This is a genomic window from Halomonas sp. SL18_1 (assembly GCF_055755715.1).
Map to the genome: position 1 here is coordinate 3,851,769 of NZ_JBVTRK010000001.1, position 21,547 is coordinate 3,873,315.

Genomic DNA, 21,547 nt, shown 5'->3' on the forward strand with positions numbered 1-21,547 from the left:
CTATGAGCACCGCGCAACGCAGTGATTCGGTCGCGCAGCCAGTTGCGCTGAATCCGCTTGAGTTTCCGCTTCACGGCAGCCGCCTCATCGAGGCCAGCGCCGGCACGGGCAAGACCTTCACCATCGCCCTGCTCTACGTGCGCCTGGTGCTCGGCGCCCGCTCGGCCGACGACGCTGCCGCCTTCGAATGCCCGCTCACGCCGCCCGAGATTCTCGTCGTCACCTTCACCAACGCCGCCACCCAGGAGCTGCGCGAGCGGATTCGCGCGCGGCTGGTGGAAGCCGCTGGTGTATTTTTGCAAACACCCGAAACTACATCCGACATTGCCGAAGCTTCGGGAGCAGAACAGAGCGGAGGTCCTATGCCAGGGGTGAGGAGCACTGCTCCGAACGGGCTGGCCATGGATGGCCAGCACCGGACCTGCCAGCGAAGCGGGACGCGAGAGCGCAGCAGGGCATCGGTAGCGCCCAGGGATGGGTTCACAGCGCCTCCGCAAAATCCTGCTGACGAATCGGCTGACCAAGGGGCGCCGGGGACAGGACGTAGCGAGGGTCTTGATCCACTTCTCATCTCTCTTCGCAACCAATACGCCCCCGCCACCTGGCCCGCCTGCGCCCGGCGCCTGCAGCTCGCCGCCGAATGGATGGACGAGGCCGCCGTCTCCACCATCCATAGCTGGTGCTACCGCATGCTGCGCGAGCACGCCTTCGACAGCGGCAGCCTGTTCTCGCTCAACCTGGAAAACGACCAGACCGAGCTGGAGCTCGAGGTGGTGCGCGACTACTGGCGAAGCTTCTACTACCCGCTGAGCGTCGACGAGCTGGCCACCGTGGTGCCGCACTGGAAAACACCCGAAGCGCTGCACCAGGCGGTGCGCGACCTGATGCCCCACAGCGAAGCGCTGAGTGAGCCCGAGGCGCTGAACAAGAACGCCCCGCCCCCGGCCGAGACCATCGCCAACGCCAGCCGCGAAACCGCCGAGCGCCTGGCCCGGCTCAAGGCCCCCTGGCCCCAGTGGTTGGACGAGTGCGAAGCACTGTTCGAAGAGGCCGCCCAGCAGAAGGCCTTCAAGGGCCAGAGCTTCAACGCTAGGAGCCGCGCCAACTGGTTCGGCAAGCTGCGTGAATGGTGCCAAGGGGAGGCCACCTGGCCCGGCCTGACCGAGGCTGCCTGGAAGCGCCTCACGCCCCAGGGCATGGCCGATATCTGGCTCAAGGGCGAGCCGCCGGATCACCCGGCGCTGGCCGCGCTGGAAGCGCTGCCGGACGAGCTCAACGCCCTGCCCGATCCCTACGCCGACCTGCTCACCCACGCCGTGCACTGGTGCCGGGCGCGGCTCGACCGCGAGCAGGAGCGCCGCGCCGAGATGGGTCCCAACGAGCTGCTCACCCATCTCGACCGGGCGCTCACCGGCCCCGACGGCGAGGCGCTGGGCGCCCAGATCCGCCGCCAGTTCCCGGTCGCCCTGGTCGACGAGTTCCAGGACACCGACCCGGTGCAGTACCGCATCTTCGACTGCGTGTACCGCATCCGCGAGAATGGCCCAGCGTGTGGCGTGTTCCTGATCGGCGACCCCAAGCAGGCGATCTACGCCTTCCGCGGCGCCGACATCCACACCTACCTGCGCGCCCGCCGCGACACCCAAGGCCGCCACGTCACCCTGGGCACCAACTTCCGCTCCAGCCGCGCGATGGTCGAGGCGGTGAACCGCTGCTTCGCCTTCGCCGAGGCGCACCCGCCCGGCGCCTTTCTTTTCAATTCCCCCGAGGGGAACCCCGTTCCCTTCCTGCCCGTGGGGGCCAAAGGACGCAAGGACTCGACTCACCCGCGAGGGCCAGACTCTGCCGGCCATGACCCTATGGCAGCTCGACAGCGACGAACCGCTCTCCAAGACCGCCTACCAGCAGGAGATGGCCGAGCGCTGCGCCTCCACCATGGTGGAGCTGCTTAACGAGGGGCTAATCGGCCGCACCGGGTTTGCGGAGGGCGGCAGCGCCGGTTTTCAAGAAACGGCGGCGCTCAAGCCGCTTAAGCCTTCCGATATGGCGGTGCTGGTCAACGGCCTGGGCGAGGCGCGCTCGATCCGCCAGGCGCTGGCCCAGCGCGGAGTGAAGAGCGTCTACCTCTCCGACAAGGACAAGGTGTTCGCCTCGCCGGTTGCCCCCAGCTCGACGCCTGGCTGCGCGCCTGCGCGGCGCCCGACGATGACAGGCTGCTGCGTACCGCCCTGGCCACCCCGGTGCTGGGGCTCGATATCGCCACGCTGGATCGCCTCAACGAAGACGAACTGGCCTGGGAAGGCCATGTGCTGCAGTTCCGCGACTACCACCGGCTGTGGCAACGCCAGGGCGTGCTGCCGCTGGTGCGCAAGATCATCCACGACTTCGACGTGGCTCAGCGGCTCTTACAAAGCGGGCCTGCTCACGAATCGTCGAACGGGATGAAGCGCAAGGCGCTCGGCGCACAGGAAGCGAGACATAACGTGGGGTTAGGCGAGCTTACGAGCACCGAGCAACACAGCGATTCGCCCGTGCAGACATTCGTGGATGGTGAGCGATTGCTTACGGACCTTCTGCACCTGGGCGAACTGCTGCAGCACGCCAGCCAGGAGCTCGACGGGGAACACGCGCTGATCCGCTTTCTCGCCGAGGCCATCGCCAACCCCGAAGGCCACGGCGACACCCACAAGCTGCGCCTGGAGAGCGACGCCGACCTGGTGCAGGTCATCACCATCCACAAGTCCAAGGGCCTGGAGTACCCGCTGGTGTTCCTGCCCTTCATCTGCAACCACCGCGCCACCCGGAAGGACGACTCGCCGCTGCGCTGGCACGACGCCGAGGGCCGCCTGCGCATCAGCCTGGAAGCCGATGACGAGACCCTGGCCACCGTCGACCGCGAACGCCTGGGCGAGGACCTGCGCAAGCTCTACGTGGCGCTGACCCGCGCTCGCCACGCCACCTGGCTCGGCATGGCCCCGCTCAAGGGAGGCGAAGGCAGCGCCATCGGCCAGCTGCTGGCCAATGGCGAACCGCTGAGCCCGGCAGGATTCGCCAGCGCGCTCAAGGGGCTCAAGGGCGACTGCGGCGCCATCGAGCTCGCCCCGGCGCCGCCGGCCCACGGCCAAGTCGTCCGCCAGAGCGAGCGCGACGAGGCCCTGGGCGAAGCGCGCACCCCCGCACGCCCCGCCCGGGAGCACTGGTGGATCGCCAGCTACTCGGCGCTGCGCCTCTCCAGCGAGATGGTCAGCGTCGAAGCGGCCAGCGCCCCAGTCAGCGCTGACTTACCGACGCTGCCCGATGCCATGGGCGCTTCACAGGGCGACAGCCTGCCGGAGCCGGCCACCGCCATGGAGGCCACCGCGCTGGAGGTGCTGGAGGAGCCCCGTGACAGCGGCCAGGGCGAACCGCTGCCCTCGCTACACAGATTTCCCAGAGGGCCAGGGCCTGGCACCTTCCTCCACGGGATTTTGGAATGGGCGGGTGAGCAGGGCTTCGCTCGGGCGGCCCGCGACCCCGCCCTGCGCGAAGACGCCCTCGCCCGCCGTTGCCAGGTGCGCGGCTGGCAGTCGTGGCTTGCGCCCCTGAACGCCTGGTTCGGCACCCTGCTCGCCGCCCCGCTGCCGCTGCCCAACGGTGCGGGCAGCCTCAGGCTCGAGGCGCTCAGCCGCTATCAGGTGGAGATGGAGTTCTGGTTCGCCTCGCACCGGGTCGACACCCGCCGGCTGGACGCCCTCGTCAGTGCTTACACACTGCCGGGCACGCCCCGCCCCGGGCTGGACGCCGACACCCTCAACGGCATGCTCAAGGGCTTTATCGATCTGGTGTTCGAGCATGAGGGGCGCTACTACGTGGCCGACTGGAAATCGAACCACCTGGGGCCGGACGACAGCGCCTACAGCCAGGCGGCCATGCGCCAGGCGGTGGCCGCCAAGCGCTACGACCTGCAGTACGCGCTCTACCTGCTGGCCCTGCATCGGCTGCTCAAGGCGCGCCTGCCGGGCTACGATTACGACCGGCATATCGGCGGCTCGCTCACCGTCTTTCTCAGGGGTGCCAATGCGGAGAGCCGCGGCGTGCACGCCGAGCGCCCTCCCCGGGAGCTGATCGACGCGCTGGACGCGCTGTTCCAGGGCGATGCCCAGGCGGCAGGCACCCCCACCACCACGGAGGCGCCGGCATGAGCAAGCGCAGCAAGCCCCACGACGACGCCACCCCGGACCTGTTCGCAGATCTCGGTGAAGAATCAGCAGGCATCAGTCAGGCAGCCGACAAGGGCTTACCCGCCAAGCCGGAATCGCCCCAAGCCGCACAGGGCAACGTACAAGCCGCCCTCCACGACACCCAGGCGCTGTTCGCCCTGCTCGACCGCTGGGTGACGCGCGGCTGGCTGCGCGCTCTGGACCGGGCGCTGGCGGGTTTCCTGCACCGTGAAGTGAACGACGCCTCGCCCCTGCTGCTGCTCGCCGCGGCGCTGGCCAGTCATCAGCTCGGCCGCGGCCACGTCTGCCTCGACCTTGCCCAGACCCTGGCCGCCCCCGACCTGGCGCTCTCGCTGCCGCCGGAAGGCGACGATCTGAGCGACCCGCCGCCGCTGCCCAGCGAGCTGCTGGCCGAGCTGGAACTCGCCACCTGGCGCGCCGCCCTGGACAACCCGCTGCTGATCGCCGACGACAACGCCCCACCGGGCAACACCCCGCTGGTGCGCAGCGAGCGCGACGGCAACGTGCGGCTCTACCTGCGCCGCTACTGGCAGTACGAGCAGGACATTCGCCAACATATCTCGGCAAGACTGGGCACAAGCGACGACGCCTTACTCTCCAGCACAAGCGACGAAACCTGTAGGAGGAAGCTTCAGCTCACGACTGGCGCCGACAGGCGCCCGGATAGCGCCACTGACACTAACCGTTTCGCCACCGCTCTTGATTCCCTCTTCCCCACCACCGAACTGGACTGGCAAAAAACCGCCTGCGCTCTCGCCGCCCAGGCTCACTTCGCGGTGATCACCGGCGGCCCCGGCACCGGCAAGACCACCACCGTGGTCAAGCTGCTCGCCCTGCTGCAGGCGTTGGCCCTGGGGGAAACTGCACAACCCGGTGCCGGTACCCCTCGGCCGCTGCGTATTCGCCTGGCCGCCCCCACCGGCAAGGCCGCCGCACGGCTCAACGAATCCATCGCCAAGCAGGTGCAGAATCTCTCGCTGGTGGAGCTGGCCGCCGCCGTGGGCCAACAGGGTGTGGATATCTCAACCCTGCGCGACAGTATCCCCACCGAGGTGACCACCCTGCACCGCCTGCTGGGCTCGCGGCCGGATACTCGCCACTTCCGCCACCACGCCGGCAACCCGCTGGCGCTGGACGCCCTGGTGATCGACGAAGCCTCGATGGTGGATATCGAGATGATGGCCGCCGTGCTTACCGCCCTGCCGCCCAAGGCGCGGCTGATCCTGCTCGGCGACAAGGACCAGCTCGCCTCGGTGGAAGCCGGCGCCGTGCTCGGCGACCTGTGCCAGCGCGCCGAAGGCGGCCACTACACCCCGGCCACCTGTGACTGGCTGCAACGGGTGACCGGCACGCCGATTCCCGCGCAGTACCAGGATGCAGAAGGCCAGCCGCTGGACCAGGCCATCGCCATGCTGCGGGTGAGCCACCGCTTCGATGCCAAGAGCGGCATCGGGCAGCTCGCCGAGGCGGTCAACCGCCCGCACGGCCCCTGCCAGAATGAGAAAGCGGAGCAGAAAGAGAAGAAACGCGCGGTACGCGAGATCTTCCAGCATGGCTACGCCGATATCGCCCGCCTCGCCCTGGCGGACGCCGACGACCCGGCGCTGGAGCGGCTGGTGGTCAACGGTAACCCGACCGGATTCATCAATAGCGGCGAAGGTCGCCACGACCGCCGCGGCGAGCCCATCGCCCCGCCTCGGGGCTACGCCCACTACCTGGAGGTGATGCAGGCAACGCGCCCCGCTCAGCCCTACTTCGGCGAAGGCGAAGCGCGTCAGCCCTACGACGCCTGGGCCCGCCAGGTGCTCGCCGCCCACGGCCACTTCCAGCTGCTGTGCGCGCTGCGGAAAGGCCCCTGGGGGATAGAGGGGCTGAACCCGCGCATCGGCCGGGCGCTGCGCCGCGCCGGCTGGCTCAAGGCCAGCGACCTGGAGCTGGAACAGGGCTGGTTCGAGGGCCGTTCGGTGCTCGTCACCCGCAACGACTACGGCCTGGGGCTGATGAACGGCGATATCGGCATCACCCTCGCCGTACCCGAGGCCCGAAGCGCCACCGAATCACCCGGCCGCACCCTGCTGCGCGTCGCCTTCCCGGCAAGCGACGGCAGCGGCGACATCAAGTGGGTGCTACCCAGCCGCCTGCAGGCGGTGGAAACCGTCTTCGCCATGACGGTGCACAAATCCCAGGGCTCGGAATTCACCCACACCGCCCTGCTGCTCCCCGACGCCCCCAACCCCATCCTCACCCGGGAGCTGGTCTACACCGGCATCACCCGAGCGAGGGACTGGCTGACGCTGGTGGAGACGGGCCGTGGGATGCTGGACGAGGCGGTGACGAGGGAAGTGGTGAGGGTGAGTGGGTTGGGCGGATGTAGGAAAGCCGATATCACCCTTGCAGGTGAGGTCGGCTTTCGGCCAGAAGCGGCCATTGAGATTTTATTGATATACAACAACGACAAAGCCGCATAGCAGGCTTGTCGTACGACTGGAGCGACCTGTTAGGCACCTCGTCACTTGGTGCTCATGCCCAGCTCCATCAGAAAGCTTCTATGAGTGCGCTATATATTTCCTCCGGCAGGCTTAACGCAAGCCTGTTAATACAGCCAGAGGCTTAAATCACTCATAAGGAAATCTAAACGAAAACATAATGGCTATCATCACCAAGGCTATCTCTTCTAATTTTTCATATCTATTCTCATGTATGGCTTTTCTAACTTCAGGCAACACCATCTCTAAATCAGCAACATGAAAGTAGTGAACATCGCCGCCAACCTCCAAGACTGCCAACCTCGTTTCTATTGGCCATTTTTCAATTTCCTTTTCTTTAAACACACTACAAACTACATCGTCGTCAAATGAGTAAACAGCCCCTGCCGGAATATGAAATCTAGTTCGACGCTTAAGTTCCTGAGGCGGAATTTCTCTTTTATCAGATTTTAGTGAAGCAGACTCAAAAATTTCACGAAAAATCTTAGCGGCCTTAATTTCCTTTCTATTCGCATGTTCTTTAAATCTGTGGAATGAAGAAAACCTAGTGCTCACTGATGCAGGGTGAGAAACCAACGAGGGAATATGAATTTGAAACCAATAATTAAAAATTCTCCTCTTTATTCCGAGGTCTGAATTAGACTCCAAGTGGCTAACCACCTTTTTTAAATCTTTTTGAATCGTATCTTTAGCATGATCACCAGTAACGGCAAACGTTAAACCATTATGCTTATATGCAACTTTAGTTACATCAGCAGCAACGCAGCCAAAGACGTTCCTCCCATCACGTTTTTTGGGCATTCGTTTTAGCAGCTGAGCTTCAGCATCTCTTATTCTTTTTCTCAATTGCTTACTGCTGGCAACTCTCTTGCATTCAATATAAAAGGCTGCTTTTTTTGAAAAAGCAATAACATCAGTTTCGGTAGTAAGATCTACATGGCAGCCATATTGCAAAAAATAACTAGCGATTCTAAGCTCAAACTGAGCATTCCTAGAGTCAGAGTCTTTATCTAGTGCAGCAAAGTCACTTCCTCCTATCATGAGCTCCAACTTCTCATCACCACCTAAAGGCTCTTTGCATTTCAACCCCCTCAATATCCACATAAGCTCGTGAACTTCCCGCAACACATAAAGCTCCCAATCCAACGGGCTTTCAAACGGCCCTGCCAATGAATTTTTAAACACTCTCCAAGGATCTGCATCTTCCTCCAAAACCAAAGAAAAATAGTCCAAATATCTCTCGATTCTTGTATTTTTTAATTTTATCCCTTTTAAAGAGAGGTGTTCATTAAGTTCGACTAGGTCCTGATAGTGATGGGAGTACTCTAGTGAAGGAAGCGTTTGCAATGGCAAGTTGTATTTTTTTTCTTCCATGCTTATCAAGCTCTCAAACTTTGCACAACAATTAATGAAAAATTTCAGAAAACCATACAGCGGATTTTAGAAGTTTTTTAGTGTCCGCTTTGGGTCGTTTTCTGCCCTTCTCTTCCCTCACGCCGACAGTTTCCGATAGCCAGTGCCTCCATCTGGCCAGATCAGCCGCCGCTGGTCGCGCGCTAGAGCGACCTCCTACAGGACGAGGTGGTGATCGAAGGAGCTGTTCGGCATCGATTCCCGTCATTCCGTCACCCCCTCGTAAAACGCCAGCCATCCGGCAAGTGCTTCCACTCCCTCCACCGGCCGCTCATAGCTCCACGCCACGTCCTGGTGTTCGCCAAACGAAAAGTATGCGGCATCGCCCTTGAAGGGGCAGTGGGTCACGCTGTCGGAGGGGGTCAACAGGTCCATGCGCACGTCGTCGCGGGGAAGGTACTGCCGGGGCGGGTAGCCGCGTTCGCGGAGTTCGATGGCGCGGGTGGTGTCGGCCAGCACGGTGCCGTCGATGACGACCCGCACCCGGCGGGAGTGCGGGTGCAGGGTGATACGGGGCTCGGGGCGGTCCGTTGCCATGATGCTGTCCCTTGCGTTCTGGCGGTGTCGTTATCGGTATCTGTCCAAGACTAGCACCGAAGGATGCTGTGTCCCAGGCATGGGAACGACGGGATGTCGGCGCTACCTGCCCTGGAAGATGTCGGTATTCCCCGCTGCGTCCCGAAAGCCCGCCTTGCACTCCTGGCCGACGAAAGGATCGCAGAACGGAGCCGACGAGGGACTTCCCACCCCAATCCTGGGAAACATGCAGAAATGTAATTAAATGTGACTGAATGTCTCCACCCTGTTCTACACTGGAGGAACCTGGTAGCTCAACCGGGGGTGGGGGCGATACGAGGCATCACGGCTCCCTTGGCGGCGGCATGGGCACTTCCTCCCTTGGCCCTACCCCTGCCCAGGCAAGCACTGAAAGGATCGCCGCCCTGACTGTGACAAAGTAATAGGCAACCAAAAGCGCCCTGAGCCCACGCCAGACTCGAGCGACTTGAGGAGGGAAGCCATCATGAACATCGCCATGTTCACCTCGCTCGCCCCCAACTGGCAGCATGTCCATGCCGACTGCTGGCAGGACGATCAAGGCAACCGCATCCATCGTGTCGAGATCGACGACGAGGCGCTCTACTACTGCCACTTCGCCGGGTCGCCGCTGCCGTGGAACGCCGAGGCCACCAGCCTGGACGAGGCCATCGCCGTCTTTAACGGGCAGCGCGAGTGACCACCGGGCAAGGCGTCGGCAGGGACGCGAGGAAAGCCTGGCCCTGGGTGGCCGGCTGCCCGCCCCCCTCAGGACGTGGCGGTAGGCGTCTCGTCTTCCTCCTCGAGGGGGTCCTCCAGTGGCTCGCCCTCCTCGTCCAGGAGCTGGTGATCGTAGGCCGCCTGGAGGCCGCTCTCCTCCTCGGTGACCTCTTCCTCCTCCTCCTGGGCGATGGCGCCCGGGTAGAAGGGCGAGAGGACGGCCACCAGGATGCCCAGCGCCGCGAACATGGCGAAGGCGTCGGCATAGCCGAAGCCTTCCACCAGGCTACCGACCACGGGCGAACCTGCCGCCTGCCCCAGGGAGACCGCCATGAAGGGCAGCACTGGCCCCACGGAGAGGCGGCCGGGCAGCAGGCGAATGCCGGTCATCAGATAGAGCCCCGTCAGGCTCATATAGGCCAGGCCGAAGACTAGCGCGGAGAAGGCCGTCAGCAGCGGCTGGTCAGGACTGGCCGCGAGCAGGGCGAGGCTCGCCGAGAGCATCATCAGCATCAGGGCCTGGGTGATGGGCGGGTTGTTGCGATCGGCCAGGTCGGCCACCACCGCGCCGCCGAGCCCGGCCACCCCCACCGCGAGCCACAGCCAGGCGGTGGCGCTGGGGGCAGGCCGCCCAGGGTCACCACCAGGTCAGGGGCGAAGATCCAGTAGGCGGCGGAGACGAAGCCCATCAGGAAGGCGAACAGCGAAAGCCGAATCAGCCGCGACCAGGGGAGCTCGCTGAGCGGCGGCGGTTCCGCCGCGTTCGACGGCACGATCCGCGAGACCGAGGGCAGGAAGAGCCAGGCGGCGATCACGCCGAGGCCGGCCAGCAAGGCGAAGGAGAGATAGGCGAGGCGCCAGGCGCCGACCATGAAGAGCACCGTGGGCACCGCCACGATCACGCCGATGCTAGTGCCGGCGTTCATCACCGAGCTGACCCGCCCGTGCAGCGAGCGCTTCACGATCGCCTGCATGGCCGCCGTCAGCGCCGGCATCATCAGGCCGGTGCAGATCCCGCAGGCGAAGACCCCGGCGCCCAGCATCATCGGTCCGGTGGCCTGGCTGATCAGCGAAAGCCCACCGGCGCCGAAGGCCCCGGAGAGCACCGCCGCGTAGCGGGCGCCGAGGAGGTCGGTGACGAGCGGCGCGACCGCCGTGGCCAGCAGGAAGCTGATCAGCGGCAGCGAGCCGATGATGCCGATCACATAGGAGCTGAGCCCCAGCTCCTCGCGAATGGGTGGCACGAAGAGCCCGAAGGCGAAGCGGGCGAGGCCGAAGCTGATCGCGATCAGTGCGGCCCCGAGTAGCGCGAATCCCGTGCTGGAAAGCCTCATCCTGCGTCCTCCGCCAGACTGCCATGAAGTGGTAGATCGTCACCGGCGCCCGGTCGCCGCCCCTGGGCGCATGATGGCGTGTCGGCCCTCTCCCTACGGCCGCTGCTGGCCTACCCCAGCATAGTATGGGGAGGCCTGGTCGCCCGATGTTTTACAGGCCCTGCACCCCATCAGCGTCGCTCAGTGGACACGACTCATCACCACGGCGACCGATGCCACCAGGTCGCGGCAGCCATCCAAGCATTGACCATCGGATGGTGATGCGACACCGAACCCCAGGCGCGCATAGAGCCTGGCAGCTGGGGTGTGGGGAGGGCATCTTCGAAGAAGACGACATTGATGCCTTCCACCATTTGGTCGAGAGTGACATATATCCGCCATTTGGCGAAGGAGGTCAGAATGGCCCTACCCCAGCTACCCACCGAAAAGCGCCAGCAGATGAGCGCCGCGGCGATGCGTACCTACCCCAGCATTGCCAACGACTGGGGGTTGAAGGAGCAGGAAGCCGCCTTGCTGCTTGGCGTGCCTGAGTCCACCTATCGGCGCTGGCGCAAGCAGCCCACGGCGGCCCGTCTCGACGTCAATCAGCTCGAGCGCATGTCGCTGATCCTGGGGATCTACAAGGCCCTGCAGATCCTGCTGCCGCGGGCCGACGCCGCGGATGCCTGGTTGCGCCGGCCCAATCACAATCCCCTGTTTGCTGGCCAGTCACCGCTCGATCGGCTGCGCAGCGGCCTGGTGCAGGATCTCTATGTGGTCCGCCAGCACCTCAATGCGGCCCATGCAGCTCCAGCAGCGGGTCTACCTGGCCGACCTTCAGGGCGAACTCTTCGACTTGCGTGACAACCCGCCTGGGGCCACCCCTCTGCTGGCCCCGGCTGACTGGAGCGCGGGCCAGGCGTTTGGCCGCAAGGCCTGGGAGTCCCATGCCGATGGGATTGTCTACCCAAGCGTGCGTGATCCGAGCGGTGAGTGTGCCGCGGTGTTGCGCCCGCCGGTATTGTCGGCCACCTGGCAGGGCCGGCACCTCGGCTATGAGTGGGACGGCGAGCGAATTCGCCATGTCCTCGAGCTGCGATTGGTGGAGTGAGGGTTGATTCAGATAGCCCTGCGCGGGATGCAGCGAGGGCCGCTACTTGTACCGTGCTCTCCGCTTCGCCGGAATGACGCTTGTCATCGAACGCCAAGTGATGCGCTATCGCCTGCATGCCAGCCAAGGGCTGTTCATAGCTCCACGCCACACTGTGATGCTCGCCACGGGAGTAGTAGGCGGCAACGCCCTTGAAGGGGCAGTGGATCGCGGTATCAGACTATTAGGACACACTGTTATTCACTGGTGGAAGCCATCGTTTGTTGGTAGTATCCAATCAGCTAAGGGAATAGTATCGACACAATAGGCCAGAAGGAATCTGGAGCATGGACTACTACGATAGGGAATACATATCTGCAGCTATTAACTATTTTTGGGGAGACGGCACAGCATCGCCTCAGACAGTAAATGAGAGAGCTACCGAGGTGGTTTACAAAGCAATCTCTGAAGCGCAGGCATGCTCTTCATCCATGGACCTCGTCCCAAGGCCCAGCGGCGTCAAACCGGGGATGTCATATATTGCCAAACAGATTGCAAACATTGGAAAGAACATAGTCGCTGGAAACACATCCATTTACCATGTTTGCAAGGTTAGAATTAGCGTAAGCTATAAAACAGAAACAACCATGGCATTACAAGGAATTTAAAATGCTAAAAATCGGGCTTTCTATTGCTTTGCTGCTATTTCCCCTTGGCACGTTTGCAAAGACAGGCATTGACTTAACGTACTCAGGCCTTAGATTTGAAATTCCCGGTAACTTCTCCATGATAGGTGACGCAGGAGGCAGTCAAAACATTTTAATATTCAGGTATGGAGATGAGCTGGGGAAGAGGTTTTTGGCTTTTTCCGACATGACGGATGACCAAACCCTTAGCTATGGATGCCCAACTAGCTCTTTCTTTATGGCTGTTTTCTTCGATACGAATGACTCTGGATGTGACCAAGATAGCATCCAGATAATGCAAGAGCACTTTGTGGAAGACCGAGAAGTTGAGAAATGGTCTGAGAAAGAATACTCTGTCGTATACTCAGGCAACAGAGGGAAATCATACATTTTCATAATAGGAGACAACGGCAAGCTTGTGAAGTTGGACTCTGACTTCCTAGAAAAAGAATCTTTAAAGAAAATAGTTAGAGATATATAAGTGGAATTCATCCTCTGAGCTGGGGCAGGTGTTGCACTTATTGCTTGAATTCAGGTCATTGAGACCGCCATGTTTTGTCCCATGCACTGCATCAACGAACTGGTAGAGCCCGTACCGACCGACATCGATGGGGAGACACTACTCTCTCCCGTCACCACGACTTTTCACCACGAAGGCCGATACCACCAGGTAGCGGCAGCCATCCAAGCTTTGACCATCGGGTGGTGTTGCGTCATTGAACCCCAGGCGCGCATAGAGCCTGGCTGCTGGGTTGTGAGGATAGACGTTGAGCGCGCACTCGGTGACGCTCAGCGCTTCGCCCCCCTCTCGCCAAGGCGGCAATGAGTCTTCCCCCAAGGCCCTGGCCACGATGACTCGGGGCAATGGCGAGCCGCATCAGATGGCAGCGCTCATGGCGTAAGCAATACTGCCCGAAGCCCAGGAGACTGCCCCTGTCGTTCAACAGCGCACGGCTCGTCACGCTCTCGAGCTGCAGGTCGTCGCTAAAGCTCTCGGCGGTGAAGGGGTAACGGATGGCGGGCCCACCCCACAGCCGGGCATGCTCGGCATCCGGCAACCAGGACTGCAGTAGCGCCAAGTGCCGCTTATCCACCGGGGCCAAGTGCAGTGACCCGGAATCCAATGCCATCGGGAGACTCCAAGCAGGTGCTCTTCCGGCCTAAGCCTTCAGAGAGGGTCATTCTCTCGTGAAATGCGTCAACCAGGCGCTTCTCGATGATATTTCCGCTTGGCGGCGAGTAGCCTTTGGTCGGCGCGGGCAGCGAGGCTTTCCAGGGTGTCGTCGCGGCGCAGCGTGGCAATCCCCGCGCTGATCGAGATGGCGGCCTGCTCCTGCGTCTGCTGCTGCAGGCGCTCGGCGGTGGCGCGAGCCTCTTCGTCGTTGCTCTCGGGCAGCAGGATCAGGAATTCATCGCCGCCGAAGCGGCCCAGCAGGTCGTTTGTGCGCAAGGCGCTCTGTAGGCTCGCCGCAACGCGTTTGAGCGCGGCATCCCCTGCGTCGTGGCCTTGAGTGTCGTTGATCTGCTTGAAGGCGTCGAGGTCGATCATCAACACGCTGAGCGAATTGCCATAGCGCAGCGCCCGCTCAATTTCGCGCTGGCCCAGGGTCTCGATATGTCGGCGGTTGTAGCAGTCGGTCAGGAAGTCGCGGGTGGCCATCTGCTCGAGCTGGCCGTTGAGCACCCTGAGCTCGCGGTTGGCATGCTGCAATTCAGCGGTACGCTGCTCCACGCGTGCTTCCAGCATCTGGTTGTGACGCTCCAGCGCTTCTCGAGCCTGGTGCAGTTCGGTCACGTCCTGAGCGATGCCGAAAAGATGGGTGACGCGCTGCGGGTCGTCGGCAGCGTTGTGCAGCGGCACGATCAGCGTCAACCAGTAGCCGTGCTGCTCGTTGCCATGCTCATCGAAGAAGGTGGCATGCTCTTGATAGCGCATCGGCTTATCTCGCGCCACGCATTCGCGGTAGCGCGCATAGACCGCCTCAGCCGAAGCAGCCGGCATGAACGCCGACAGCGGCTGGCCCAGGCACTCACGGCCAATGGTGTCGAGCTGCGCCGGGTTGGCGGCCTCAGCCGTGAACTGTCCGTCGTCCTCCACGCGTACCAGGAACATGTTCTCGGGGAAGTGATTCCACAGCTCACGAATCAGCGGATGCCTCATCAGGGCTTCGTGGAAGGATTGCAGTGTCTGCTGAAGCGGTTCAACAGCCATGGGATCACCTGCGGCGAGGTTTTCCATACCTTTACAGTAACCACCTGGCCTGGCAAGTGTCGCCAACCCGTTCGGAGCGAAAGCCATGACATCGGGTACCGCATGGCCAATCACTCAGGACGCCCGAAGCCAGGCGAATAGGTGGCATCAGTGCTTCGGCGCGGCTTGCGGATAACGGGGCAGTTCGTCGGCGAGTTCAAACCACTCTGCCTTGGCAGAGGCCCAGGCGTGGACGCGCCTGCCGGGCGCTATCGGGGTGTCCAGGGTGCCGAGGCGCAGCCGCTTGGCTTCGGGCAGGTCGTCACGGGCGCTGTAGAGCGGGCTACCGCACTCGGCGCAGAACACCCGCACCTTGCCAGGCGTGGCGCGAAACTCCTTGAGGTATTCCGCGCCCCGAGTGATGGAAAAGTCGGCCGAGCGGATCGGTGCCACGGCGACGAAGGCCGAGCCCTGGGCCTTCTGGCACTGCTTGCAGTGGCACATCGAGACCTCATCGATCTCGCCGCGGTACTCGTATTCCACTTTGCCACATAGGCAGCTTCCCTTGTGCATCGGCGTTTCTTCCGGTCGGTTTTTTCATCTAACGGGTTTTGGAGCGAATAACGATGCAGTATAGTCGGAGGGTTACGCCCCTAGTCGGTGTTTGCAAGGTGACGCCCGAGAGCGCCTATCTGGACCAGCAGCTGGAGAACCTGGATCCGGCAAAGCCCGTTCTCGAGCAGATACGCTCCGCCAATCGCACGGCACCCGAGGCGGACCTGCGCATGCGCCTGGCGCAACTGGGGATCGATGCGCAGAAGATAGCGACGCCCAGTGGGTCACTGAGCGGGGGAACGGTTGAAGGCGGCTCTCGCCTGCCTACTCTACGCCGACAGGCCACCGCCGCTGCTGTTACTCGATGAGCCCAACAACCATCTGGATTTGCCCTCGGCAGAGGCCCTGGAAGCCATGCTGCGCAGCTACCAGGGCGCACTGATCGTGGTGTCCCATGACGACGCCTTTCTGGATAACCTCGGCCTGACCGATCGCTTGCTGGCGACCGATCAGGGTTGGAGGCTGGAGCCGCTCAGGTCATCCCGCTGATCCTGCATGGCAGGGAAAACAGCCTCGATAAACGATAGGTTTCAGGCGAATAGCGTCTCGCCCCCGCTTCGGCGAGAGGTGTTCAAACATTCAACTGGTCGAGCTTTTTCATCAGATCCGTAATCGTCGCTGCGGAACCGCTCGTATCGTCAGCCAGCCTACGCACATTATCCGCCACCACGGCAAACCCTTTGCCCGCCTCACCGGCGCGAGCCGCCTCTATGCCTGCATTGATGCTCAACAGCCGAAGCATTTTCAATGCATGCACAATCTGCTCCGTTTCCGTGGCAATATCACGGCTGATCTCGGCCAACCTTTCTTCATTTTGACGCCGCGACTGAATGTCCGTTACCACGCCTTCCAAGTAGATCACGTTGTTCTCGGCATCCTTGACAGCACCACCATACTCACTCACCCAGCGCAGACTTCCATCCTGACATTTCAAGCGGTAATCAGCCTGCCAGTTACGCTCAGAGTCGATGGCGCTCTCAATAGCCTGGTCAAGTCCAGCGGCGTCATCGGGATGAATAAGTTCCACATAAGACTGGTTGCGATTGCCAATCAAATCCTCGCTCTCATATCCCGTCAACGCCTTTACCCTGCCGGTCAAATTCAGCATGGTATAGTGATCGTCGTTGCGGCAGCGGTACAAGAATCCGTTCATGCGTGTCGCAATACTTTCATACACACTGTCGTACTCAGACATACCGCACCGACCCTCAGCCATTCCTACATCCGTATTGTCACCGACATTTTCCCGATTTGATCATCTCTCGTCGACATCGCACGGGGCGACAAATTCAACGTAAGAAGCCCATTATACTTAGGCAATTCGTCGGCAAGTTCGAACCACTCAGCCCTGGACGAGACCCAGGCGCGGGCTCGCCTGCCGGTCGCTATCGGGGTATCGAGGGTGTCAAGGCAGTACACTGGGACGAATCTCTTGATGAACCTCTCTGTGGAAAAGGAAACAGCGTCGATGAACGATTCCTCACCCCCTGATGCCCTAACCGATGCCCTTGGCGAGCCCAGGCTGACCTCACTGGGCGGGCACAGGGTGCTTTTCGTGATGGCCGCCGAAGCCGAGTACGGGCCGCATCTCCGGCAGCGTTTCACTCCCACCATGACCGGCGTTGGCCCAGTGGAGGCGGCCGTGGAGCTCACTGCGGCCCTGGCCGCCCTCGCCCACCGTGGGCACCTGCCAAACCTGGTGGTGTCGCTGGGCTCGGCCGGCAGCCGGGTGCTCGAACAGACCGAGGTCTACCAGGCGACCTCGGTCGCCTACCGCGACATGGACGCCACGGCGCTGGGCTTCGAGAAGGGCGCCACCCCCTTTCTCGACCTGCCGGCGACGCTCCCGCTGCCACTGCGCATTCCCGGCATTCGCGAGGCGACACTCTCTACCGGCGCCAATATCGTCTCGGGCGCGGCCTACGACGCCATCGCCGCCGAGATGGTGGACATGGAGAGCTACGCCTGCCTGCGCGCCTGTATGCGCTTCGACGTGCCGCTGGTGGCGCTGCGCGGCATCTCGGACGGCAAGGCGGAGCTACACCACGTGGACGACTGGACGGAGTACCTGCATATCATCGACGAGAAGCTCGCCGCCGCCGTGGATCGGCTCGGCGAGGCGCTTGGCCGGGGCTCGCGGACTGACCGCCGGCCGGCTTGCCGGATCGAATGCGAATCGCACGCGAAGGCAATATCAACCACCTGAATTTAAAGGGAAATTGACCTAGTGAAGAATTCCTTCTAGGATGGGTGATTCGCTCGATTCGCGCCAAGGGAAGGACACGCATGAAAGGCAACCAACGCATCATCGACGCCCTGAACGGTCTGCTGGCGGCTGAGCTCGCCGCCATGGATCAGTACTTTCTTCACTCCGAGATGTATGCCGACTGGGGGCTCAGCAAGCTTCACGAACGCATCGCCCACGAATTCGACGACGAAAAGGGCCATGCCAAGCAGCTGATCGAGCGGATCCTGTTCCTGGAGGGGCAGCCCGACATCCATACCCGTACCCCGGTGCGCATTGGCGCCGATGTGGAGGAGATGCTCGCCAACGACCTCCAGCTCGAGTACGAAGTGGGCGACGCCCTGAAGGATGCCATCGCCCTGTGCGAGCGGGAGCGCGACTTTCAGACCCGCAGCGTGTTGCTGGGGCTGCTCGCCGACACCGAAGAGGATCACGCCTACTGGCTGGAACAGCAGCTGCGGCTGATCAAGATGCTCGGCAAACCGAACTACCTGGTGTCGCAAATGTGAGCCCGGCAGGCGCCCCCTGCCTTCCCCCTGTGAAACTCTCAGCTAAGCCGCATGCCGGCGCTGATCGAACCACCTGATGATCAGGACACCGGCTGCTGCTTGAGCCGGTAGAGCACCTTTTCCGGACGCCCGTCGTCGTCGGTGTAGACCACGAAGGCCTTGTAGTTATCGAAGAAGGTGCCGGTGAAGAAGATCCATTCGTCGGGGCGGAAATTGACGATATCGTCCAGCTTGACGTCCTCCTCATCGAAGAAGTCTTCGCCGGTCAGGGTGATCAGCAGCTCGCGGAAGTCTTCGGCGGAGGCCTCCTCGAGCACGAAGTCGGAGGCGATCAGGTCGCCGAAGAAGGCGCTCAGGTCCGTGTCGCTGGAGGGGCGCTGGAAGGGCACCAGCTGATCCCCGTCCCGGTAGAAGAAGTACTCGCGGGTGCTGCGCCAGCCGCTGTCGTCGGAGCGCGAGGCGAAGGTGTCGTAGTCGTAGCGATAGACTGTGCGCTGCACGATATCGCTGCTCTCCGGGCTCACAACCGGCTCTACCTCCAGGCGGATATCGTCGCGAAACAGCGCCTTCACCTCGGCCAGCTCTTCCTCGCTGACGGATGGGGCGGAGGCATCCACCAGATCATCCCTGTCCCAGTTGGCGACTCGCATTGACGCATCCTGGGTCAGTTCGCCGATCTCGAGCGTCAGGGACACCTCGGCCCCCTCCAGCGCCTGCCCCTGCATATCGACAAGGCGGCCGCCGAACTCCAGGCTGCCTTCCAGGGTATCGGCTGCCGGCCGCTCGAGGGAAACGCTTCCCGTGTCCGTGAGCACTTCTGCCTGGGGGACGAAGTCACCGTCGTCGCGCCCTCCCAGCAGCCCAACGACCATGAAGGTATCGCCATCGAGGGTCTCGACTTCCGGGCCGACCAGGTCTGCCTCTCCCGTCACCATCAGCGTCTCTTCGTGAGGCGACAGCACCAGGCACAGGTACTGCAGTTCGTCGCTGTCGCTTCTGAGGATGAGGTCCGAGGCGGCAACTAGCCCGCTGCTGTCGCTGACGTTGAACCAGCCCTGGCCATAGACGCGCCAGCGCTCATCTTGATGCTCCCAGCTGCCGGTGATGGGGGGCGCCATCTCCGGGTCGTCGCTGTCGATCATGGCAAGGATCTCGGCATCGGCGATCTCTGCCGGGGGCATCATGCAGAGCGTGGGGTCCACCATTTCGAACAGCAGGCCCGGCGGCATCCGCTCCTCAAGCGGGTCGGCGCCGATCGGCGCCGCCGCCACCAGCATGCCAGCTCCCATCAGGCTGGCAGTCCGCCAGGCGCGCGCAGGCGTAAGGGCCGAAAACGTCATCATGGGTACTCCCTGTTTGTGGCCATCGATAGTGCGGTGCCCGACGGCAACGCACTCTTCGCTAAAGTAGCAGTGCCCCCTGGACCAGTCCCCGTTCAAGTGAAGGGGACCGGCAGCCCCGGCTGGGGCTGTGGCTGCTGAGGGAGGTCGGAGAGACCGATCGAAAGGGGCCACCCAGCGGCTCAACAGATGAGCCGAATGAGGAGGTGATTCGGCTCAAGGGTCAAACGGGTGGATAATCCAGGCTCACCGGGGTTGAGGTATCAGACCAGCACCTCGGCGAGGGTGCGCTGCCCGTCGAGCAGCACGAACTCGCGGTTAACCAGCTCCCGGGCCTTGGTCAGATGCAGCAGGGCATGGGCCACGTTGGCCCGGGAGACGCCGTTCTCGCCGCCGGTCTCCTCCAGCGAGGCGGCAACCCGCTGGGTGGCCGCCTCGTCGGTGAGCCGCCCCGGCTTGAGGATCACATGGGGCACGCCAGAGGCGCGCAGGTAGGCGTCGGCGGCGAACTTGGCGGCCATATAGGGGCGCAGCTTCTCGGGGGCGGCCTGGGGGTCCTCGGCACGCATGGCGCTGACCATCAGGTAGCGCGAGAGGCCCTGCTCACGGGCCGCCTCGACGCTGCGGATGGCGCCGTAGAGGTCGATCAGCAGGGTCTTGTCGGCCCCGGTATGGGGGCCGGAGCCGGCAGAGAACAGCAGCTGGTCGCAGCCGTCCAGGGCGTGGACGAAGTCGCCTTCCAGGTCGGCGATCACCGTGTCGATGCCGCGCTCCTCGAACCAGGGCTGCTGCTCCGGGTCGCGGATCATGGCGCGGATGGGCTCGCCGGCTTGCTGAGCCAGGGCACAGAACTGGCGGCCGATCTGGCCGTTGGCACCGATCACCAGGGTCGTCATAGGGCACTCCCTCCTTTCCTGTCTTCGAGATTCCGCTGCGGGCCAGCCCCCCGAGGATAACACCGCACCGCCGCGGGCCGGCTCCGTTTCGCGTAAGGGAGCTCGCCAGCCTCGCACCACCTTGCCTCGCTCGGGGCAAGGTGTCATGGTCCAGCGAGCACGATCACCCACCTGACCTTGGGAGAAGGCACCTTGTACATCGCCATGAACCGTTTCCGAGTCGATCCCGAAAGAGTGGACGAGTTCGAACAGATCTGGCTGACGCGGGAGACGCACCTGCAGGGTCTGCCCGGCTTCGTCGAGTTCCATATGCTGCGCGGCCCGGAGAAGGAGGACCACGTGCTCTACGCCTCCCACACGGTTTGGCGCTCGCGCGAGGACTTCGAGGCCTGGACGCACTCCGAGGCGTTCCGCGCGGCCCACGCCAACGCCGGCCAGAGCCGCCGCGAGGGGCTCTACCTGGGCCCGCCGACCTTCGAGGGATTCGAGGTCATCCAGACCCTCGATAACCACAGCGACACCTGAATCAAGGAGTGTGATGCGTGCAGCCCGCGGACCTGGAAAAGCTGGTCAACCGAACGATGCCCTACGGCAAGTACGAAGGCTGGCTGATCGCCGACCTGCCCGGCCCCTATCTCAACTGGTTCGCCCGTCAGGGATTCCCGGCCGGCGAGATCGGCCAGCTGCTGCAGCTGATGCACGAGATCGACCACAATGGCCTGAGCCCGCTGCTCGAGCCGCTGCGCCAGCGGCCTGAGCCGACGACTCGGTAGGCCCCGCCCGCTGATCGCGGCGCCCCGGCGCTCCCCCTCGGGTGCCCGGGCATCCGCGCCTGCCGCCAGCTACGAGGCGTCAGGCGCGCCCCGCCATGACCCGGGCCAGCTCGGCCCGATAAGCCGCGGGGTGCTGCGACGGGTCGGCGGGAAAACGCCCGAGCGCCACCGCCAGCTCGAAGAAGCCCTGCCGGGGCAGGTCGCCGCGCCGGCTGACCACCAGGGCGGCGATCAGCGGGCGGCCGGCGGCGACGTCTTCGCGCATCAGCGCTTCCAGCGCCAGGGCCACGCGCTGGATGGTCCGCGGCGGGGTGAGCCCCAGCGCTTCGGCGGCCTGCTGGTAGGTGATGGGCACGGCCTCGTCGGGGAGGTCTTCGAGCCGTTCGCGCAGGCGCAAAGCCAGCTCGGCTTGCTCGGACGTGAGCATGGGGCTGTCTCCGTATCAATGAGATGGCATCGCCGCCAGCTTGCCACCGCGCCGGCTGAATATGCCACCCTGGAGGGCAGCACCCTGTC

22 protein-coding genes and 2 pseudogenes are annotated in these 21,547 nt (G+C 63.1%); 13 read left to right on the top strand and 11 right to left on the bottom strand.

What is annotated here, in order from left to right:
- Window positions 1–2 precede the first annotated feature (2 nt).
- From ACSJDS_RS19605 to recD, 3 genes are all read left to right on the top strand, one after another.
- Window positions 3–1,952 carry a UvrD-helicase domain-containing protein gene (locus ACSJDS_RS19605; RefSeq protein ID WP_473034686.1) on the top strand — a complete coding sequence of 650 codons (1,950 nt, stop codon included), beginning with the start codon at window positions 3–5 and terminating at the stop codon, window positions 1,950–1,952.
- A gap of 288 nt (window positions 1,953–2,240) precedes the next feature.
- A complete protein-coding gene (locus ACSJDS_RS19610; protein ID WP_473034687.1) occupies window positions 2,241–4,181 on the top strand; it encodes a 3'-5' exonuclease in 1,941 nt (646 codons plus the stop codon).
- A complete protein-coding gene (gene recD / locus ACSJDS_RS19615) occupies window positions 4,178–6,688 on the top strand; it encodes an exodeoxyribonuclease V subunit alpha (protein ID WP_473034688.1) in 2,511 nt (836 codons plus the stop codon). Before ACSJDS_RS19610 ends, recD begins: the two co-directional genes overlap by 4 nt.
- 147 nt (window positions 6,689–6,835) lie before the next feature.
- Here recD and ACSJDS_RS19620 read toward each other — a convergent pair whose 3' ends face one another.
- A complete protein-coding gene (locus ACSJDS_RS19620; protein WP_473034689.1) occupies window positions 6,836–8,080 on the bottom strand; it encodes a hypothetical protein in 1,245 nt (414 codons plus the stop codon).
- 243 nt (window positions 8,081–8,323) lie between these two features.
- Window positions 8,324–8,656 carry a DUF427 domain-containing protein gene (locus ACSJDS_RS19625; RefSeq protein WP_473034690.1) on the bottom strand — a complete coding sequence of 111 codons (333 nt, stop codon included), beginning with the start codon at window positions 8,654–8,656 and terminating at the stop codon, window positions 8,324–8,326.
- Between the two features lie 484 nt (window positions 8,657–9,140).
- On the opposite strand from ACSJDS_RS19625, the gene ACSJDS_RS19630 reads away from it, so the two are divergent.
- Window positions 9,141–9,353, top strand: coding sequence for a hypothetical protein (locus ACSJDS_RS19630; protein ID WP_473034691.1), 213 nt, complete (start codon window positions 9,141–9,143; stop codon window positions 9,351–9,353).
- Between the two features lie 68 nt (window positions 9,354–9,421).
- On the opposite strand, the pseudogene ACSJDS_RS19635 reads toward ACSJDS_RS19630, so the two are convergent.
- Window positions 9,422–10,707: pseudogene (locus ACSJDS_RS19635) on the bottom strand (MFS transporter).
- 399 nt (window positions 10,708–11,106) lie between these two features.
- Between ACSJDS_RS19635 and ACSJDS_RS19640 the strand changes: the two are divergent.
- Entirely contained in the window at window positions 11,107–11,550 is a 444-nt protein-coding gene (locus tag ACSJDS_RS19640; protein WP_473034692.1) for an antitoxin Xre-like helix-turn-helix domain-containing protein, read from the top strand.
- Window positions 11,489–11,797 carry an RES family NAD+ phosphorylase gene (locus tag ACSJDS_RS19645; RefSeq protein WP_473034693.1) on the top strand — a complete coding sequence of 103 codons (309 nt, stop codon included), beginning with the start codon at window positions 11,489–11,491 and terminating at the stop codon, window positions 11,795–11,797. The genes ACSJDS_RS19640 and ACSJDS_RS19645 overlap by 62 nt, the downstream gene beginning before the upstream one ends.
- Window positions 11,798–11,891: 94 nt before the next feature.
- On the opposite strand, the pseudogene ACSJDS_RS19650 reads toward ACSJDS_RS19645, so the two are convergent.
- Window positions 11,892–12,005 (bottom strand): annotated as a pseudogene (locus ACSJDS_RS19650) (DUF427 domain-containing protein); the annotation flags it as partial.
- Window positions 12,006–12,123: 118 nt separating this feature from the next.
- Between ACSJDS_RS19650 and ACSJDS_RS19655 the strand changes: the two are divergent.
- Complete coding sequence (locus ACSJDS_RS19655) at window positions 12,124–12,444, top strand: hypothetical protein (protein WP_473034694.1); 321 nt, start codon at window positions 12,124–12,126, stop codon at window positions 12,442–12,444.
- Between the two features lies 1 nt (window position 12,445).
- Window positions 12,446–12,943, top strand: coding sequence for a hypothetical protein (locus tag ACSJDS_RS19660; protein ID WP_473034696.1), 498 nt, complete (start codon window positions 12,446–12,448; stop codon window positions 12,941–12,943).
- A gap of 232 nt (window positions 12,944–13,175) precedes the next feature.
- Here ACSJDS_RS19660 and ACSJDS_RS19665 read toward each other — a convergent pair whose 3' ends face one another.
- The 3 genes from ACSJDS_RS19665 to ACSJDS_RS19675 form a co-directional block, all read right to left on the bottom strand.
- On the bottom strand, window positions 13,176–13,592 hold the full coding sequence (locus ACSJDS_RS19665; protein ID WP_473034697.1) for a GNAT family N-acetyltransferase: 417 nt from the start codon (window positions 13,590–13,592) through the stop codon (window positions 13,176–13,178).
- A gap of 68 nt (window positions 13,593–13,660) precedes the next feature.
- Window positions 13,661–14,701: a sensor domain-containing diguanylate cyclase gene (locus ACSJDS_RS19670; RefSeq protein ID WP_473034698.1), complete on the bottom strand. Its 1,041-nt coding sequence runs from the start codon at window positions 14,699–14,701 to the stop codon at window positions 13,661–13,663.
- A gap of 120 nt (window positions 14,702–14,821) precedes the next feature.
- The gene (locus ACSJDS_RS19675) at window positions 14,822–15,226 is read right to left on the bottom strand and encodes a GFA family protein (RefSeq protein WP_473034699.1); all 405 of its coding nucleotides are present in this window, start codon (window positions 15,224–15,226) and stop codon (window positions 14,822–14,824) included.
- A gap of 285 nt (window positions 15,227–15,511) precedes the next feature.
- Here ACSJDS_RS19675 and ACSJDS_RS19680 point away from each other — a divergent pair, with 285 nt between their 5' ends.
- Window positions 15,512–15,757, top strand: a complete 246-nt coding sequence (locus ACSJDS_RS19680) for a hypothetical protein (protein WP_473034700.1) — start codon at window positions 15,512–15,514, stop codon at window positions 15,755–15,757.
- An 82-nt stretch (window positions 15,758–15,839) separates the two neighbouring features.
- On the opposite strand, the gene ACSJDS_RS19685 is transcribed toward ACSJDS_RS19680, so the two are convergent.
- On the bottom strand, window positions 15,840–16,463 hold the full coding sequence (locus ACSJDS_RS19685) for a PAS domain-containing protein (RefSeq protein WP_473034701.1): 624 nt from the start codon (window positions 16,461–16,463) through the stop codon (window positions 15,840–15,842).
- 273 nt (window positions 16,464–16,736) lie between these two features.
- Here ACSJDS_RS19685 and ACSJDS_RS19690 point away from each other — a divergent pair, with 273 nt between their 5' ends.
- Both ACSJDS_RS19690 and bfr read left to right on the top strand, forming a co-directional pair.
- Window positions 16,737–17,474, top strand: a complete 738-nt coding sequence (locus ACSJDS_RS19690; protein ID WP_473034702.1) for a 5'-methylthioadenosine/S-adenosylhomocysteine nucleosidase — start codon at window positions 16,737–16,739, stop codon at window positions 17,472–17,474.
- An 80-nt stretch (window positions 17,475–17,554) separates the two neighbouring features.
- Window positions 17,555–18,022, top strand: a complete 468-nt coding sequence (gene bfr / locus ACSJDS_RS19695) for a bacterioferritin (protein WP_473034703.1) — start codon at window positions 17,555–17,557, stop codon at window positions 18,020–18,022.
- Window positions 18,023–18,102: 80 nt separating this feature from the next.
- Here the strand turns inward: bfr and ACSJDS_RS19700 are convergent, their stop codons facing one another.
- Together ACSJDS_RS19700 and ACSJDS_RS19705 are read right to left on the bottom strand one after the other, a co-directional pair.
- Complete coding sequence (locus ACSJDS_RS19700; protein WP_473034704.1) at window positions 18,103–19,365, bottom strand: hypothetical protein; 1,263 nt, start codon at window positions 19,363–19,365, stop codon at window positions 18,103–18,105.
- A 260-nt stretch (window positions 19,366–19,625) separates the two neighbouring features.
- A complete protein-coding gene (locus tag ACSJDS_RS19705) occupies window positions 19,626–20,258 on the bottom strand; it encodes an SDR family oxidoreductase (RefSeq protein ID WP_473034705.1) in 633 nt (210 codons plus the stop codon).
- Between the two features lie 192 nt (window positions 20,259–20,450).
- Between ACSJDS_RS19705 and hmuQ the strand changes: the two genes are divergently transcribed.
- Window positions 20,451–20,783, top strand: coding sequence for a heme-degrading protein HmuQ (hmuQ, locus tag ACSJDS_RS19710; protein ID WP_473034706.1), 333 nt, complete (start codon window positions 20,451–20,453; stop codon window positions 20,781–20,783).
- 17 nt (window positions 20,784–20,800) lie between these two features.
- Window positions 20,801–21,031 carry a DUF3820 family protein gene (locus tag ACSJDS_RS19715; protein WP_473034707.1) on the top strand — a complete coding sequence of 77 codons (231 nt, stop codon included), beginning with the start codon at window positions 20,801–20,803 and terminating at the stop codon, window positions 21,029–21,031.
- Between the two features lie 79 nt (window positions 21,032–21,110).
- Here the strand turns inward: ACSJDS_RS19715 and ACSJDS_RS19720 are convergent, their stop codons facing one another.
- On the bottom strand, window positions 21,111–21,458 hold the full coding sequence (locus ACSJDS_RS19720; RefSeq protein ID WP_473034708.1) for a hypothetical protein: 348 nt from the start codon (window positions 21,456–21,458) through the stop codon (window positions 21,111–21,113).
- Window positions 21,459–21,547 lie beyond the last annotated feature (89 nt).

What these genes read in the sequence shown, in the direction of transcription:
- ACSJDS_RS19605 (WP_473034686.1), top strand. Translation starts at nt 3, where the DNA reads ATGAGCACCGCGCAACGCAGTGATTCGGTCGCGCAGCCAGTTGCGCTG.
- recD (WP_473034688.1), top strand. Translation starts at nt 4,178, where the DNA reads ATGAGCAAGCGCAGCAAGCCCCACGACGACGCCACCCCGGACCTGTTC.
- ACSJDS_RS19620 (WP_473034689.1), bottom strand. Translation starts at nt 8,080, where the DNA reads ATGGAAGAAAAAAAATACAACTTGCCATTGCAAACGCTTCCTTCACTA.
- ACSJDS_RS19625 (WP_473034690.1), bottom strand. Translation starts at nt 8,656, where the DNA reads ATGGCAACGGACCGCCCCGAGCCCCGTATCACCCTGCACCCGCACTCC.
- ACSJDS_RS19630 (WP_473034691.1), top strand. Translation starts at nt 9,141, where the DNA reads ATGAACATCGCCATGTTCACCTCGCTCGCCCCCAACTGGCAGCATGTC.
- ACSJDS_RS19640 (WP_473034692.1), top strand. Translation starts at nt 11,107, where the DNA reads ATGGCCCTACCCCAGCTACCCACCGAAAAGCGCCAGCAGATGAGCGCC.
- ACSJDS_RS19645 (WP_473034693.1), top strand. Translation starts at nt 11,489, where the DNA reads ATGCAGCTCCAGCAGCGGGTCTACCTGGCCGACCTTCAGGGCGAACTC.
- ACSJDS_RS19655 (WP_473034694.1), top strand. Translation starts at nt 12,124, where the DNA reads ATGGACTACTACGATAGGGAATACATATCTGCAGCTATTAACTATTTT.
- ACSJDS_RS19660 (WP_473034696.1), top strand. Translation starts at nt 12,446, where the DNA reads ATGCTAAAAATCGGGCTTTCTATTGCTTTGCTGCTATTTCCCCTTGGC.
- ACSJDS_RS19665 (WP_473034697.1), bottom strand. Translation starts at nt 13,592, where the DNA reads ATGGCATTGGATTCCGGGTCACTGCACTTGGCCCCGGTGGATAAGCGG.
- ACSJDS_RS19670 (WP_473034698.1), bottom strand. Translation starts at nt 14,701, where the DNA reads ATGGAAAACCTCGCCGCAGGTGATCCCATGGCTGTTGAACCGCTTCAG.
- ACSJDS_RS19675 (WP_473034699.1), bottom strand. Translation starts at nt 15,226, where the DNA reads ATGCACAAGGGAAGCTGCCTATGTGGCAAAGTGGAATACGAGTACCGC.
- ACSJDS_RS19685 (WP_473034701.1), bottom strand. Translation starts at nt 16,463, where the DNA reads ATGTCTGAGTACGACAGTGTGTATGAAAGTATTGCGACACGCATGAAC.
- ACSJDS_RS19690 (WP_473034702.1), top strand. Translation starts at nt 16,737, where the DNA reads ATGAACGATTCCTCACCCCCTGATGCCCTAACCGATGCCCTTGGCGAG.
- bfr (WP_473034703.1), top strand. Translation starts at nt 17,555, where the DNA reads ATGAAAGGCAACCAACGCATCATCGACGCCCTGAACGGTCTGCTGGCG.
- ACSJDS_RS19700 (WP_473034704.1), bottom strand. Translation starts at nt 19,365, where the DNA reads ATGATGACGTTTTCGGCCCTTACGCCTGCGCGCGCCTGGCGGACTGCC.
- ACSJDS_RS19705 (WP_473034705.1), bottom strand. Translation starts at nt 20,258, where the DNA reads ATGACGACCCTGGTGATCGGTGCCAACGGCCAGATCGGCCGCCAGTTC.
- ACSJDS_RS19720 (WP_473034708.1), bottom strand. Translation starts at nt 21,458, where the DNA reads ATGCTCACGTCCGAGCAAGCCGAGCTGGCTTTGCGCCTGCGCGAACGG.